This is a genomic window from Pseudonocardia pini (assembly GCF_013870575.1).
GTDB lineage: Bacteria > Actinomycetota > Actinomycetes > Mycobacteriales > Pseudonocardiaceae > Pseudonocardia > Pseudonocardia pini.
This window is the reverse complement of the sequence record NZ_JACBXB010000059.1, coordinates 1-13,635: the sequence shown is the minus strand read 5'-3', so window position 1 is coordinate 13,635 and position 13,635 is coordinate 1. Positions and strand designations below refer to the sequence as shown.

Annotated in this window: 16 protein-coding genes; 11 read left to right on the top strand and 5 right to left on the bottom strand. The window is 74.1% G+C overall.

Annotated elements, in window-relative coordinates; all coding sequences use genetic code 11:
* From H5J29_RS06245 to H5J29_RS06230, 4 genes are all read right to left on the bottom strand, one after another.
* A partial coding sequence (locus H5J29_RS06245) for a biotin/lipoyl-containing protein (RefSeq protein ID WP_312858086.1) occupies positions 1-445 on the bottom strand: 445 nt, incomplete at its 3' end.
* The gene (locus tag H5J29_RS06240; RefSeq protein WP_181779954.1) at positions 442-1,410 is read right to left on the bottom strand and encodes an alpha-ketoacid dehydrogenase subunit beta; all 969 of its coding nucleotides are present in this window, start codon (positions 1,408-1,410) and stop codon (positions 442-444) included. The genes H5J29_RS06245 and H5J29_RS06240, both read right to left, overlap by 4 nt.
* A gap of 56 nt (positions 1,411-1,466) precedes the next feature.
* Complete coding sequence (locus H5J29_RS06235; RefSeq protein WP_181779951.1) at positions 1,467-2,555, bottom strand: thiamine pyrophosphate-dependent enzyme; 1,089 nt, start codon at positions 2,553-2,555, stop codon at positions 1,467-1,469.
* A gap of 139 nt (positions 2,556-2,694) precedes the next feature.
* Entirely contained in the window at positions 2,695-3,663 is a 969-nt protein-coding gene (locus tag H5J29_RS06230; protein WP_181779950.1) for a cyclase family protein, read from the bottom strand.
* Positions 3,664-3,793: 130 nt separating this feature from the next.
* Between H5J29_RS06230 and H5J29_RS06225 the strand changes: the two genes are divergently transcribed.
* Genes H5J29_RS06225 through H5J29_RS06190 form a run of 8 tightly spaced genes read left to right on the top strand, consistent with a single transcriptional unit; the run spans position 3,794 to position 11,360 of the window.
* Complete coding sequence (locus H5J29_RS06225; protein ID WP_181779949.1) at positions 3,794-5,002, top strand: ABC transporter substrate-binding protein; 1,209 nt, start codon at positions 3,794-3,796, stop codon at positions 5,000-5,002.
* 31 nt (positions 5,003-5,033) lie between these two features.
* The gene (locus H5J29_RS06220; RefSeq protein WP_181779948.1) at positions 5,034-5,909 is read left to right on the top strand and encodes a branched-chain amino acid ABC transporter permease; all 876 of its coding nucleotides are present in this window, start codon (positions 5,034-5,036) and stop codon (positions 5,907-5,909) included.
* A complete protein-coding gene (locus H5J29_RS06215; protein WP_181779947.1) occupies positions 5,906-6,925 on the top strand; it encodes a branched-chain amino acid ABC transporter permease in 1,020 nt (339 codons plus the stop codon). The genes H5J29_RS06220 and H5J29_RS06215 overlap by 4 nt, the downstream gene beginning before the upstream one ends.
* Positions 6,922-7,713, top strand: a complete 792-nt coding sequence (locus H5J29_RS06210) for an ABC transporter ATP-binding protein (protein WP_181779946.1) — start codon at positions 6,922-6,924, stop codon at positions 7,711-7,713. The genes H5J29_RS06215 and H5J29_RS06210 overlap by 4 nt, the downstream gene beginning before the upstream one ends.
* Positions 7,710-8,459: an ABC transporter ATP-binding protein gene (locus H5J29_RS06205; protein WP_181779945.1), complete on the top strand. Its 750-nt coding sequence runs from the start codon at positions 7,710-7,712 to the stop codon at positions 8,457-8,459. Before H5J29_RS06210 ends, H5J29_RS06205 begins: the two co-directional genes overlap by 4 nt.
* Positions 8,456-9,514, top strand: a complete 1,059-nt coding sequence (locus H5J29_RS06200) for a hypothetical protein (RefSeq protein ID WP_181779944.1) — start codon at positions 8,456-8,458, stop codon at positions 9,512-9,514. Before H5J29_RS06205 ends, H5J29_RS06200 begins: the two co-directional genes overlap by 4 nt.
* Positions 9,511-10,437, top strand: a complete 927-nt coding sequence (locus tag H5J29_RS06195; RefSeq protein ID WP_181779943.1) for an SDR family NAD(P)-dependent oxidoreductase — start codon at positions 9,511-9,513, stop codon at positions 10,435-10,437. Before H5J29_RS06200 ends, H5J29_RS06195 begins: the two co-directional genes overlap by 4 nt.
* Positions 10,434-11,360: an alpha/beta hydrolase gene (locus H5J29_RS06190; protein WP_181779942.1), complete on the top strand. Its 927-nt coding sequence runs from the start codon at positions 10,434-10,436 to the stop codon at positions 11,358-11,360. Before H5J29_RS06195 ends, H5J29_RS06190 begins: the two co-directional genes overlap by 4 nt.
* Before the next feature lie 23 nt (positions 11,361-11,383).
* Here the strand turns inward: H5J29_RS06190 and H5J29_RS06185 are convergent, their stop codons facing one another.
* A complete protein-coding gene (locus tag H5J29_RS06185; RefSeq protein ID WP_181779941.1) occupies positions 11,384-12,154 on the bottom strand; it encodes an IclR family transcriptional regulator in 771 nt (256 codons plus the stop codon).
* Positions 12,155-12,340: 186 nt separating this feature from the next.
* On the opposite strand from H5J29_RS06185, the gene H5J29_RS06180 reads away from it, so the two are divergent.
* From H5J29_RS06180 to H5J29_RS36490, 3 genes are all read left to right on the top strand, one after another.
* Positions 12,341-13,153 carry an HpcH/HpaI aldolase/citrate lyase family protein gene (locus H5J29_RS06180; RefSeq protein ID WP_312858085.1) on the top strand — a complete coding sequence of 271 codons (813 nt, stop codon included), beginning with the start codon at positions 12,341-12,343 and terminating at the stop codon, positions 13,151-13,153.
* A complete protein-coding gene (locus H5J29_RS06175; RefSeq protein ID WP_181779940.1) occupies positions 13,150-13,374 on the top strand; it encodes a hypothetical protein in 225 nt (74 codons plus the stop codon). The genes H5J29_RS06180 and H5J29_RS06175 overlap by 4 nt, the downstream gene beginning before the upstream one ends.
* Positions 13,375-13,380: 6 nt before the next feature.
* The coding region (locus H5J29_RS36490) for an MmgE/PrpD family protein (RefSeq protein WP_181779952.1) at positions 13,381-13,635 on the top strand (255 nt) is incomplete at its 3' end.

Below are 13,635 nucleotides of genomic sequence, written 5' to 3'. Positions count from 1 at the left end.
GCGGCGTGGCGCGCAGCCGGTCCGCCGCCGCACGTCCGGTGTGGTCGGGCCGCGGGCGCAGGTGCAGCCGCCGCGCCACGGGCGCCCGCGGACCGCTGCCGACGAGGACCGCCGGGGCGGACTCCGGCTCCGCGGTCTCGTCGGTCTCGTCAGTGGCCTCTTCAGCGGCACCGTCAGCGGCCCCCGCGACGGCCCCCTCGACGGCGCCGCCGGTCTCGCTGACGCTGATCAGCGCCGTGCCGACCGGCACGGTCTCGCCGGGTGCCACGTGCAGGCCGGCGACCACCCCGGCGAACGGCGAGGGCAGCTCCACCACCGCCTTGGCCGTCTCCACCTCACAGAGGACGTCGTTGACCGCGACGGTGTCGCCGACCCCGACCGACCAGCTCACGAGCTCCGCCTCGGTGAGGCCCTCCCCGATGTCGGGCAGCATGAAGTCGGTCATCGGTCCGCCCCCCAGCCCACTGCCCGGTCGACGGCCGCGAGGACCCGGTCGACGTCGGGCAGGAAGTCGTCCTCGACCCGCGCGGGCGGATAGGGGAGGTGGTAGCCGCCGACGCGCAGCACGGGTGCCTCCAGATGGTCGAAGCAGGCCTCGGTGACCGCGGCCGCGACCTCGGCGCCCATGCCGAGGAACGTGGTGGCCTCGTGCACGACGACCATCCGGCCCGTCCGGCGGGCCTGCTCGGTCAGCGTCGGGAGGTCGAGAGGGGAGAGGGAGCGCAGGTCGACCACGCCGACCGACCACCCGTCCTCCTCGGCCGCCTCGGCGGCCGCGAGCGCGGTGGCCACCGAGGGTCCGTAGGCGACGAGCGTGCAGTCCGAACCCACCCGCCGGACGCGGGCACGGTCCGGAGCCAGATCCGGTTCCTGCCCCACCTCGCCCTTGGTCCAGTAGCGGCGCTTGGGTTCGAAGAAGATCACCGGGTCGTCGGCGGCGACGGCCTGTCGCAGGAGGTGGTAGGCGTCGTGGGCGTCGGCGCAGGCCACCACCCGCAGCCCGGCGGTGTGGGCGAAGTAGGCCTCGTTGGACTCGCTGTGGTGCTCGACGGCCCCGATCCCGCCGCCGAACGGGATCCGGATGACGATCGGCAGCGCCGTTCGTCCACCCGACCGCGCGCGCAGCTTGGCCAGCTGGCTGACGATCTGGTCGAACGCCGGGTAGACGAACCCGTCGAACTGGATCTCGCAGACCGGTCGGTAGCCGCGCAGGGCGAGACCGATGGCGGTGCCGACGATCCCGGACTCCGCGAGCGGGGTGTCCACGACCCTCCGGTCCCCGAACGCCGCGTGCAGGCCGTCGGTGACCCGGAAGACCCCGCCGAGCCTGCCGACGTCCTCCCCGGTCACGACGACGCGTGGGTCCTCGGCCATGGCGGTGTGCAGGGCGGCGCGCAGTGCGGCGGCCATCGCCGTCAGCCCCTCGGGCGGTCCGGTGCGCACCGGACCGGGTTCGGTCGACACGGTCACGGACCCACCTCCGCGAGCTGCGCTCGATGGGTCAGGAACGTCCGACGGTCCGCCTCGACCTGGGCGTGCGGACGGGCGTAGGCATGCCCGAACAGGTCGGCCAGATCCGGTTCCGGCAGCGCACGGCAGGCCCGGCGGACCTCGACGGCGAGCTCGTCGGCCTCGGCCGCGAGCGCCGCGAACACCTCCGCGTCCGTGCCCCGCGCCTCCAGCAGGGTGCGGAGGCGGGCGATCGGATCGCGCTGGGCCCACACGGCGTCCTCCCCGGACTCCCGGTAGCGGCCAGGGTCGTCCGAGGTGCTGTGGCCCGCTCGGCGGTAGGTCACCGCCTCGACGAGCGCCGGACCCGCCCCCGACCGGACGTGCTCGACGGCCGCGCGGGTCACGGCGTGCACCGCCAGGGCGTCGTTGCCGTCGACGAGCCTGCTGTGCACGCCGAACCCGGCGGCCCGCCGGTGGACGGGGGTGCCCATCTGTCGGGTCGTGGGGGTCGAGATCGCCCACTGGTTGTTCTGGCAGACGAACAGCACCGGCAGTGCCGCCGCGGCCGCCCAGTTGAAGGCCTCGTTGACGTCTCCCTGGCTCGCCGCGCCGTCGCCGAAGTACACCGCGACCACCTCGTCGGTGCCGTCGAGGGCGATCCCCGCCGCGTACCCGGTGGCGTGCAGGGTCTGGCTCCCCAGGACCAGCGAGTTGATGTGGAACCGGTGCTCCGCGGGATCCCAGGCGCCGTGGACGGTGCCGCGCCACTGGGCGAGGATCTCGGCCGGGGTCAGCCCGCGGACCAGGGCGGCGACGTGCTCGCGGTAGCTCGGGAAGACGTGGTCGCCGTCGCGCAGCGCCCGGACCGACCCCGCCTGGGCCGCCTCCTGGCCCCAGCTCATCAGCCAGAGCCCGAGCTCGCCCTGGCGTTGGAGGGCGAGGGCCTCGTGGTCGAGGCGGCGGGCCAGCACCATGTCCCGGTGCAGTGTCCGGGCCAGGTCCAGGTCGATGCCGTGGGCCTCGCCCGCCGCGGTCGGGACGCCGTCGGACGCCACGAAGCGGACCGGCTCGCCCGGGATCGTCGGGGTAGGGGTCATCGTCATGTCGTGTTCTCCTCTGCCGGGTGGGCGGAGTGGGACCGCCGGTGCGGACGGGGTGGGTTCGGACCGGCGGGTGACCGACGCGGGCGGGTGCGCCGCGAGGGTCGGTGGGGATCGGCAGGCGGGTGCGTCCTCCTTCAGCTCACTTGATCGCCTGCGGGTTCAGGGGCGACCCGACCGCTCCCGTCACCATCAGCGGCGGGGCGGTCAGGAAGAACTCGTGGACGCCGTCCGCGGCGCAGTCCGCGGCCAGCGCCTCCATGTCCCACATCTCCCCGAGGTACACGCCGGCGTTGACCAGCAGCACCACGTGCAGGGGGGACATGAGGTCCGGGGTCTCGTAGGGGATGGCCTCGACGCCCCACGTGTCGGTGGCCACCGCCGCCACCTCGTGATCGCAGAGGAACTCGGCGGTGCTCAGGCCGAGACCGGGAGCCGGGCCGCCCGCGTAGTCGCCCCAGTCGCCCGCGGCGCGGCGGCGTTCGAGGTGACCGGTCCGGACGAGCACGAAGTCGCCCGCGCCGACCTCGACGCCCTGAGCGGCGGCGCAGGCGGCGAGGTCCTCGGCCTGAATGGCGTCGCCCGGCTCGAGCGCCTCCCGACCCAGGTGCCGGGCGACGTCGAGCAGCACACCTCGTCCGACGGCGCGGTCGGAGAGGTTGGTGATGCTGTTGTGGGCCGCTCCGTCCAGTGTGGTCACACTGTCGAAACCCCGCCCGCCGTAGGTGACGCCGTCGTAGAAGAAGTGGGGGAAGGCGTCCCACTGCGTCGAGCACTGGAGCGGGAAATAGACCGCGTCGTCCGACGCGCGTTGCAGGCCGCCGTCGTCCCGGCCCGGCAGGGGGTCGTGCGGGGTGCGCAGCATGACGTGCTGCGGGTTCACCCGCGGCCCGCCGCCACGCATCGGGCCGTGCCGGTCGAGGGGGAGGGCAAGGGAGAAGACCGCCCCGCGCCGGATGAGCCGGGCCGCGGCCGCGATCCGCTCGGGGGTGACGTGGTGGGCCGCCCCGAGCTCGTCGCCGTCCCCCCAGCGGTTCCAGGTCCGGTAGCGGAGTGCGAGCTCGTCGACGGTCGCGCGCGTGTGTTCCCGTCGGATGAGGCTCTCGGACATCGGTGCTCCCGCTCGACGTCGTTGACAGGACGTGGGGGACCTTTCCATACTTCTCGCGCCAACGGTACGCCGTTCCGCTCTTCGGTACGAGGGACAGTGAGGTCTCATGGGACAACGACGATCACGGCGCGTGCGGGCGGTCGCCCTCACCCTGCTCGGCACCCTGGTGCTGGCCGCGTGCGGCTCGGGCGCGAGTGGTCTCGACTCGCTTCCGGGACCGGACCAGACCCCTGGGGGAACGCCCATCCGCATCGGCGCCGACCTCGACACGAGTGGTCCCGCAGCGGCCTACAACCAGCAGGTCCGCGACGGCATCGACCTCGCGATCGAGGTCGTCAACCGGCGCGGGGGAGTCCTCGGCAGGCCGCTCGAACTGGTCGCGAAGAACAGCCAGAGCGATCCGGCCAAGGGTCCGGCGACCTACAACGCGTTGCTGGAGGAGGGCGTGGTGGCGGCCATCGGCTACGTCACCGTGGCCGTGCCGCCGGTGAAGGCACTCATCCAGGAACGGAAGCTGCTGACGATCGCGGCGGCCTCGACCACGGCATCGATGGTCGACGCGCCACCGTCGGACTACCTGTACAGCATCCTGCCGACCGGGCAGTCCTACGCGGAGGTGTTCTGCGGGGCGTTCGCGAAGACGGGAGCCCGTCGGGTCGCCCTCTTCCACGACAACGCCCCCGGCGTCATCCTGCTGGTCGACGGGTACCGCCAGCTCTTCCGATCCTGCCTGCCCGACGGCTTCGTCGTGGAGGAGTCGGCCCCGGTCGACGCCACCGACTTCGCGGCTCCCGCGGCCCGGATCGCCGACGCGAAGCCGGACGCGGTCCTCACGGTGAGCGTCGGCGGGAGCTTCCAGGCCCAGTCGGAGACGGCGCTGGCGGCGGCGCTGCCCGACGTGCAGCGCTTCTCGATCGGCGCCTTCGACGGGCAGCCGGACTCGTGGCGGGTCGCGGGCGCCGGGGCCCTGGACGGGCTCGTCGCCGTCCGGCCGGTCACCACGGCCAACCCGCGGACGGCCGAGCTGGAGGCCACGTTCCGGACCGTGCACGGCGACGACTTCACGCTGGCACAGACCCACGTGCTCGGCTACGACTCGGTCATGCTGCTCGCCGACGCGATCACCCAGGCGGGGACCGCGGACGACCGAGACGCCGTCAACACGGCCTTCCGGAGGATCACGAGCTACCAGCCCCACCTCGGCCAGAGCGGGTTCACCCTCTCCTTCGGCGCGGACAAGCACGTCGGAGCCGACGGCGCCTGCGGCCTGGTGCTGGCGCAGTTCGGCCCTGACAACACGCTGACCGGCGACTGGCCGACCTTCCAGCAGCCATGCTGACGGCCGCCACGACCGGCGGGACGAGCCGGTCATGACCGATCCGCGGCTGTGGCTGTCCGTGCTCGAGGTCGGCTGCTTCTTCGCCCTGCTGGGGCTCGCCTACCTCGTGGTCCTGCAGGGGAGCGGCTTCTTCAACCTGGCCATCGGCCCCTACGCCATGCTGGCCGCGTTGGGATGGACGGGGCTGGTGGTCCAGGCGGACCTCGATCCCCTCCTCGCCCTGGTGGTCTCGCTGGTTGCCGTCGTGGCGGTCGCCGTGCTGACCGAGCTGGTGGTCGTGCGTCCGATCGAACGCCGGTCCGGGGACAGTGAGTTCCCGGCCCTCGTCGCGGTGGCGGCGTTGCTCTTCGCGTTGTCCCAAGGGGCAGGCCTCCTCTTCGGGCGGCTGCCGCTCCCCGGGCAGCGCCTGCTCGACATCCCCCCGGTGCGGATCGGGGACCTGGCCCTCGCCCCGTCGTCGATCGTGCTGGTGGGACTGACCGTCGTCGCCTTCGGCGGGATCGCGATCCTGGCCCGCCGCACCCCCATGGGGCGCGCGCTCAGGGCCGTCGGGGACAACCGGCAGGCGGCGCGGCTCCTCGGCCTGCGGGTCGGCCGGGTCCGCCTCGCCGCGTTCGCCGTGTCCGGGCTCCTCGCGGCGGTGGCCGGAATCGGCTTCGCCTCCCGGGGCGGGGTCACGTACGACATCGGGCTGCACTGGGCGCTGCTCGGGTTCCTCGCCGTCGTCATCGGCGGTACCGGGTCCTGGTTCGCCCCGCTGGTCGGTGGGCTGGTCCTGGGACTGGCCGAGGTGATGGTCCCGTACTACAGCGGGGGGCAGTACGCCGACTACGCCGTGCTGCTCTGCGCGCTGCTGTTCTTCGGGTTCCGACCGAACGGGATCTTCACGAGGGCGGTGCGGGTGTGAGCGCGGCCGGTGCGACCCTGCAGTCCGACGTCGAGGTCCGCCGTTCCGGCGACGGGCGGTGGCGCCCGTTGCTGGCGGCCGTGGCGCTCGCGGTCCTGCTGGTGGCGTGGGCGGGGGACAGCGGCTACCGCTTGTCCCTGGTGACGCTCATGGTCTCCTACGCCCTCGTCGCCCTCGGGATGTACGTGCCCGTCGCCTGGGCGGGCTCGCTCTCGCTGGCGTACGGCGCCTACGCGGCGATCGGCGGCTACAGCGTGGCCGTCGCCACCACGATGCTGAACACCCCGGTGTGGGTGGGTTGGGTCGGCGGTGCCGTCCTGGCCGCGCTGGTCGCGGTCGTCCTCGGGCTCGCCACGGCCCGCCTGCTCGGTTTCCACCTGGTCGCCGCGACGCTGCTGTTCACCACGGCGTTCGAGTCCTGGCTGGACCACTCGCTGTGGCTCGGCTCGTCCAACGGGCTCGTGGGGGTGCCGCGGCCGGAGGTCCTGGGCTGGGAGCCCGGGCCGCCCGTGCTGGTGTCGGCCGGGGTCGCCCTGGTCCTGCTCCTGGCGTTCGCGGTCGACCGGATCGCCGACAGCCGGTGGGGGATCCTCGTGCGCTCGCTCGGGCAGGCTCCGCTGGTCGTGTCGTCGTCCGGCACCTCCCCGGGGCGGCTCACCGTCGTCGTCCTGGCGATCGGCGCGATGATCGCGTCGTTCGGCGGCGCCTTCTTCGTCACGACCGTCGGTGGCATCACCCCCGAGACCTTCTCCATGGAGCTGGTGTTCCTCGCGTTGTTCATGCCGTTGCTCGGCGGGATCGGGACGTCCTGGGGTGCTGTGCTGGGTGCGTTGCTCACCGTCGAGCTCACGGTGCACTGGGAGCTGTTCGCCGAGGGTGGAGGGGTGTTCGTCCTCAGCGTCGCGGTCCTGGTCGTGCTCCTCGTCGCCCCGGACGGCGTGCTGGGGTACGTGGGCAGGGTGCTGCGCCCGGTCCGCCGGGCGCTGTGGACCGACCGGAGGGGGCCGCGCGGATGACCGACGAGACCAGCGGTTCCAGGCCGCTGCTGGCCGCCTCCGGGTTGTGCAAGGACTACGGCGGCGTGCGGGCCGTGCGCGACGTGTCGTTCGAGCTGGGGCGGGGCGAGGTGCTCGGGCTGATCGGCCCCAACGGCGCCGGGAAGACGACGCTGGTCGACCTCCTCTCCGGGGTCCAACGCGACGACGGGGGATCCGTGCTGGTCGACGGGCGGCCGGTGGGTCGTGCGGCGTTCCGCCGCGCACGCTCCGGGTTCGCCCGCACCTTCCAGCACCCTCAGCTGGCCCTCGGGCTCACGGTGCGGCAGAACATCCTCCTCGGCCGGACGGCTCGCACCGACCACGGCCTGTGGCGCATGGTCACCGGCCCGGTGCGTGGGGCCCTGCGGCCTCGCGGACCGGCGGACGACCGACTCGTGGCGACGCTCCTCGCCGAGGTGGGTCTCGACCGGCCCGACCGGCGCGCGGGTGATCTGACCCTCGGCGAGCAGCGGCTGGTGGAGGTCGCCCGCGCCCTGGCCCAGGACCCCCTCGTGCTCCTGCTGGACGAGCCCTTCGCGGGTGCGGACGCCTCGGGCGTCGCCGGGATCGCGCGGGCCGTCCGGGTCGTGCGCGACCGGGGCTGCGGCGTGATCCTCGTCGACCACAACGTGGACCTCGTCGCCGAGCTCACCGACCGGCTCGTCCTGCTGGCCGACGGCGCGGTGGCGTTCGACGGCGCTCCGGCGGACTGTCTCTCCTCGCCCGAGATGAACGCGGTCTACTTCGGTTCCGAGGCGGCGTCGTGACGGAGGCACCCGCGCTGCGCCTCGACGGGCTGTCGGTCAGCTACGGCCACGCCGCGGCGCTCCGCGACGCCTCGCTCGTCTGCCCGGCGGGCTCGGTCACGCTCGTCACCGGCCCGAACGGCGCGGGCAAGAGCACCCTCCTGCTGGCGGTCAGGGGAACGGTCCCCTCGACGGGCGTGGTGCAGCTCGGCGGGACGGACCTCCGCGCGATGTCGGCCCGCGAGCGGCACGCCGCCGTCGCCATCGTCCCGCAGGGGCGCCAGCTGTTCCCGCATCTCACCGTCCGGGAGAACCTGCAGGTCATGGCCGAGCTCCTCGGCCTCGGCCGGGGTTCGGTCGAACCGGCGCTGGACCGGTTCCCCGTCCTGCGCACGCGCGAGCGGAGCCCCGCGGGTGTGCTGAGCGGCGGCGAGCAGCAGATGCTGGCGTTGTCGCGGGCCCTGATGGGCGAGCCGCGGTTCGTGCTGCTCGACGAGCCGATGACCGGGTTGGCCCCCATCGTCGTCCGGTCGATCGTGGACATCGTTCGCGAGCTCGCGGAGTCGGGCGTCGGGGTGGTCGTCGTGGAGCCCGCCGTGCAGCACGCCCGCCGCGTCGCCGATCGAGGGTACCTGCTCCTGCGCGGCCGGATCGAGACGCACGGGGAGGACATGGACGAGCTGGAGGGGGCCTATCAGGCCGCTATGGGCATCGTGCGTGACACGGTGGTGCTGGGCACCGGGAACGACGACGAAGGAGTCCTGTGACGAGACCCGAACCCCCCACGACACGGATCGAGACGTCCCGCGCGGCCCTCGCGACGCTGGAGGAGGTGCGCGACCGCGCCGTCCGGTGGCTGCTCGACCGCGTCGGCCCCGGTGGTGAACCCGCCTTCGCCGCCGAGCACAACGGCTACTACCGGCTGCCGTGGGCGCTGGCGCTCGCGGGTGAGCGCGGTGCCGCGGCCGAGGTGCTCGGCTGGATCGAGCGCGAGGCGTTGACCGCGGACGGGGACCTGCGCGAGGGCACGCCCCGCGCGGCGTGGACGGCGATGGCGGCGACCTACCCGCTCACCATCATCGCCCACGGCGCCTGGACGCTGGAGCGCTACGACACCGCGCGGGCGGTGTGGGAGGCCCTCGTCCCGCTGGTCGATCCCGACTCCGGCGGCGCGTACTGGGAGCGTCCGGAGGCCCGGGTCACCGGGCGGCAGCTGCTGTTCCCCACCGCACAGCTCGGCATGACGGCGCTGCACACCGGGCGCACCGACGTGGCGGACGCCGCGTACGGCTGGTTCACCGCGCTGCTCGCCGCCCAGCCCGAGCTGCCCCGCCGCTTCCACGTGAGCCGGGACGCGCGCGGACTGGTCACCGACGTCCCCGAGGCCGATGCCTACAACCTCGTCGTCGACTTCGCGCAGCCCCGGCAGGCCTTCCACAACCCGGGCATCGGCGCCGCCTTCCTCGCCCGCTACGGCGCCGCGACCGGACGCGCGGAGGTGGTGCGCACCGCACGGGAGCTGCTCCACCTCCACGACGGGGCGACCGAGGAGCAGTACCGCTTCACCGAGTCCACCGGCGTGTGCAAGCTCGGGCTGGGCGCGGCGGCGGTGTACGACGTCGCGCCCGACGACGGTCTGTGCGACCACCTGCTGCGGATGACGGCCTGGTACCGGGACTCGCAGGACCCGGCCGGGTGGTGGGCCCAGCGGACCCGCCTGCGTCCCGAGCCGAAGGAGTTCCACATCGTGGAGAAGACCGCGGAACACGTCGTCTGGGTCTCGATGATGATCACCGCACTCGCGGGGAAGGAGTCGGCATGACGGGGGACGGGGCGGCGGTCGTGACCGGCGCCGCACAGGGCATCGGGCGGGCCGAGGCGGAGCGGCTCGTGGCGGCGGGGCTCCACGTCGTGCTGAACGACGTCGACGCCGAGCTGCTCGAGAAGACGGTCGCGGAGCTCGGCGGCCCGACCGTGGCCCGGGCCGTGCCGGGGGACGCCGCCCGGCCGGAGACCGCGCGGCAGCTGGTGGCCGCGGCGACGGAGGACGGTCGTTTCCTCGAGTGCGTGGTGGCGAACGCCGCAGTGCTCCGCACCGGGATGATCTGGGACCTCGACGACGCGGACCTCGCCGACGTGGTGTCCGTGACCCTCGGGGGGACGTTCTGGCTCGCCCGTGAGGCCGCGCGCTACTGGCGCGACCGGGTCCGCGGTGGTGCCGAGGTGCGCCCGGCCGCACTCGTGCTCACCACCTCGCGGGCCGCGGTGCTCGCCAACCCGGGCCAGACCACCTACGCGGCGGCGAAGGCCGGTGTTGCGGTGATGGCGCAGACCCTGGCCCGCGAGCTCCGCGCGTTCGGGGTGCGGGTCAACGCGATCGCGCCCCGCGCCTACACGAAGATGATGCGCGACGGCGTGGGGGACTTCGACCCCGCTGCCCTGGAGGAGTGGTCGCCCGCGCACGTGGGCAGGTTCGTCGCGTTCCTCTGCGGGCCCGCGGCGGGCGACCTCACCGGGCAGCTGTTCGTGGTGCACGGTTGGCACATCTCGGTGGTCCGCACCTGGGAGGTGTCGGAGGCCGTCGACGTCGACTGGTCGGCGGGGGAGCAGGACGTGGCCACCCGGGTCCGCGGGCTGTTCGGGGACACCCCGACGGCGATCCCCGACTTTCAGGTGGACGACCTGCCGCTGGCGCAGCCGGGCTCGCCGTCCCCCTTCGCCGTCGAGACCGCGGGTCCGCGGTGACCGCGCCGGACCCCGGGATCGCCGCCTTCCTCGCACTGCCCGCGGTGGCGGGCCGCGAGGAGACCTTCGGGCCCGGTCCGTGGGACGCGGAGACCGCCCGACGGATCGCCGCCGGGCTGCGCGCGGGCCCGGCCCCCGAGCGGTCCCAGGTGCCGGTGCACGAGATCCGGGACCTGGAGGTCGACGGGGTTCCGGTCCGCCTCTACCGGCCCTCCGCGGGGCCGGGCCTCCCGCTGGTCGTCTACTTCCACGGCGGCGGATGGGTGTTCGGGGACCTGGAGACCCACGACCACCCGTGCCGGGTGATGGCCAACGAGGCGGGGGCGGTCGTCGTCAGCGTCGACTACGGTCTCGCCCCGGAGCACGCCTTCCCGCGCCCGGTGGAGGAGTGCGCGGCGGTGACCCGGGCCCTCGTCAAGCAGGCCGAGGCGTTCGGGGTGGACCCGGGTCGGGTGGTGCTCTCGGGCGGCAGCTCGGGCGGCAACCTGGCCGCGGCCGTCGCGCTGCGGGAGCCGGACCTGCACGCGGCCGGGCTGCTCATGGTCTACCCGCCCCTGGACGGGACGACGTCGCTGCCGTCGTACGACGAGAACGCCCACGGCTACAACCTGTCCGCCGCCGAGATGCGCTACTACTGGTCGGCCTACGCGGCCGAGGCGGACCGTACGGACCCGCTGCTCTCGCCGTTACACGCCCCAGACCTCTCCGGGCTGCCGCCGACGCTGGTCATGACCGCCGAGTTCGACGTGCTGCGAGATGACGGGGAGGAGTTCGGGCGCAGGCTCGCCGCGGCGGGCGTGCCCGTCGACGTCCGGCGCTACGCCGGGCAGATCCACGGCTTCCTCGGCCTGCGCGCGCTCAGCCCGGCCGCCGACCACGCGCTGTTCGAGATCGGGCGGTGGCTGCGTGACCGGTTCGCGTGACCGGTGTCGTGACGGCGCCCCGGTCAGCGCCGCTCCGGGGAGACCGGGCCGAGCGCCCGGGTCAGCTCTGCGGCCCAGCCCCCGTAGGTCGCCACGAGGTCCTCGCGGTACCGGCTGAGCGGGATGGAGATCGTCATCGCGGCGACGGCCGTCCCGTCGCGGCTGAGGATGGGGGCGGAGATGGAGGCGACCTCCGGCCGCCACTCGGCGACGTTCACCGCGTAACCCCGTTCCCGGACCGTCGTCAGGCGGTCGAGGACGGCGGCCGAGTCGGTGACCGTGTGGTCGGTGAACGCCGGGAGGGTGCCCGAGACGATCTCCTTCGCGCGTGCCTCCGGCAGGAACGCGAGGATCGCCTGACCGCTCGCGGTCGCGTGCAGTGGCGAGCGGGTCCCGACCTGCACGTAGGCGCGGACCGACTGCAGCGAGTCCAGCCGGTGGATCACCAGACCGCTGTCGTCGTCGAGCGTCACGAGGTGGATCGTCTCGCCGGTGCGGGCACGCAGCTCGTGCATGGCCGCCTCCACGTGGTCCCGCAACGAGAACTCGCCGAACGCGGTCAGGGCGATCCCCAGCATCCGCGACGTGAGCTCCCACCGGGTGAGGTCGCCGCCCGCCGGACGGAGCCAGCCGGCGTCGGCGAGCGTGCGCAGCGCGCGCTGCACCGAGGTCTTCGGCAGGTCCACCTCGCGCGCCAGCTGCGACACGCCGACCGGCTGGTGCGCGCCGACGTGCTCCAGGATCCGGAGCGCGTTCAACACGCTCTGGATGGAGCTTCCGCTGGGTTCGGTCATGGGGCCTCCGTGGCCGAGGACGGCGTCGAGACGGGCCATTGTGCCGTAGGCCGGAACGAGGGACCCGCCCGACGTGGCTCGCGGTTGACATCGTGCGGGCCCGGCTCCCACACTAGCCGAGTGGAACGGTGTACCGATAGTCGGAACAGCCAGGCTCCACCGCTCGACCTGACGGCCCCCCTCTTCGTGCCGGGGGACCGCCCGGACCGTGCGCGCACCGCTGCGCAGCGCGGGGCACGGACACTCGTCCTGGACCTGGAGGACGCGGTCGCCCCGGAGCGCAAGGCGGCGGCCCGCGCGGCGGTGGTCGAGACGGTGCGACAGCTCGGCGGACAGGCGGCGTGCCTGGTCCGGGTGAACGCCGCGGACGATCCCGCGGTCCAGGCCGCCGACCTGGCGGCGCTCGCCGAGGTGGCGGAGCTCGTCACCGCGGTGGTGCTGCCGAAGGTCGTCTCCGTGGACCAGGTGCGGACCGCATCCGCCGCGCTGGGCGCCCTGCGGCTGGTGCCCACGGTCGAGACCGCGGCCGGGGTCCGTGCGGCCTGGGACGTCGCGGCGGCGTCGCCGCTGGTCCACACCCTGCTCTTCGGCCCGGTCGACCTGGGTGCCGACATCGGCGTGACGCCGACGGCCGCAGGAGCGGAGCTGGCCACCGCCCGTTCCCTGGTCGTGTTGGCGTGCGCCGCCGCCGGGATCCACCCCCCGATCGACGGCCCCCACCTCGGCCTCGACGACGAGCAGGGGCTGACGGTGTCGGCCCGTGTCGCTCGCGACCTGGGCTTCGGCGGCAAGGTCGCGATCCACCCCCGCCAGATCGCGGCGATCCGCGCCGCCTTCGCCCCGAGCGCCTCGGAGGTGGAGTGGGCGGAGGAGGTCGTGCGGGCCGCCGCACGGGCCGCGGCGGAGAGCCTCGCTGTCGCCAGGCTCGCCGACGGCACCTTCGTCGACGCCCCTGTCGTCACCCGGGCGCGGTCCATCCTCGCGGCGGTGACACCGTGACGGCCGGCGCGCTGACCCCGGTACTCGTCGACCTGGTGGTCGCCGGGGGACCGGCGGACGAGGCCTGGACCGACCTCGGTGAGCGGGCGGTCACCGACACCGTCGGGGTGCTCCTCGCCGGCGCGGCGGACCCCGCCGTGCGGATCGTGAGCGAGGCACTGGACGAGGAGGGCGGTCCCGTCCGGTCGCTCGCCACCGGACGCGCCCTGAGCACCCGCTAGGCCGCGCTGGTCGACGGCACCGCCGCCCACGCCCTGGACTTCGACGACGTCGACGACGCGCTCATCGCGCACCCCAGCGCCGTCCTCGTCCCCGCCCTGCTCGCGGGGGGCCAGGCGCCGGACGTCTCGGGCGCCACGCTGCTCGACGCATTCGCCGTCGGGATCGTCGCCGGTCGGGCGGTCGCTGCGGGACTCGGGATCGCCGAGCACTACGGACGGGGATGGCACAGCACCGGCACCGTCGGCGCGGTCGCCGCGACC

Bases quoted from the DNA above. Each gene is read 5' to 3' on its own strand.
- H5J29_RS06240 (WP_181779954.1), bottom strand. From the start codon at position 1,410: ATGGCCGCCGCACTGCGCGCCGCCCTGCACACCGCCATGGCCGAGGAC.
- H5J29_RS06235 (WP_181779951.1), bottom strand. From the start codon at position 2,555: ATGACGATGACCCCTACCCCGACGATCCCGGGCGAGCCGGTCCGCTTC.
- H5J29_RS06230 (WP_181779950.1), bottom strand. From the start codon at position 3,663: ATGTCCGAGAGCCTCATCCGACGGGAACACACGCGCGCGACCGTCGAC.
- H5J29_RS06220 (WP_181779948.1), top strand. From the start codon at position 5,034: ATGACCGATCCGCGGCTGTGGCTGTCCGTGCTCGAGGTCGGCTGCTTC.
- H5J29_RS06210 (WP_181779946.1), top strand. From the start codon at position 6,922: ATGACCGACGAGACCAGCGGTTCCAGGCCGCTGCTGGCCGCCTCCGGG.
- H5J29_RS06195 (WP_181779943.1), top strand. From the start codon at position 9,511: ATGACGGGGGACGGGGCGGCGGTCGTGACCGGCGCCGCACAGGGCATC.
- H5J29_RS06185 (WP_181779941.1), bottom strand. From the start codon at position 12,154: ATGACCGAACCCAGCGGAAGCTCCATCCAGAGCGTGTTGAACGCGCTC.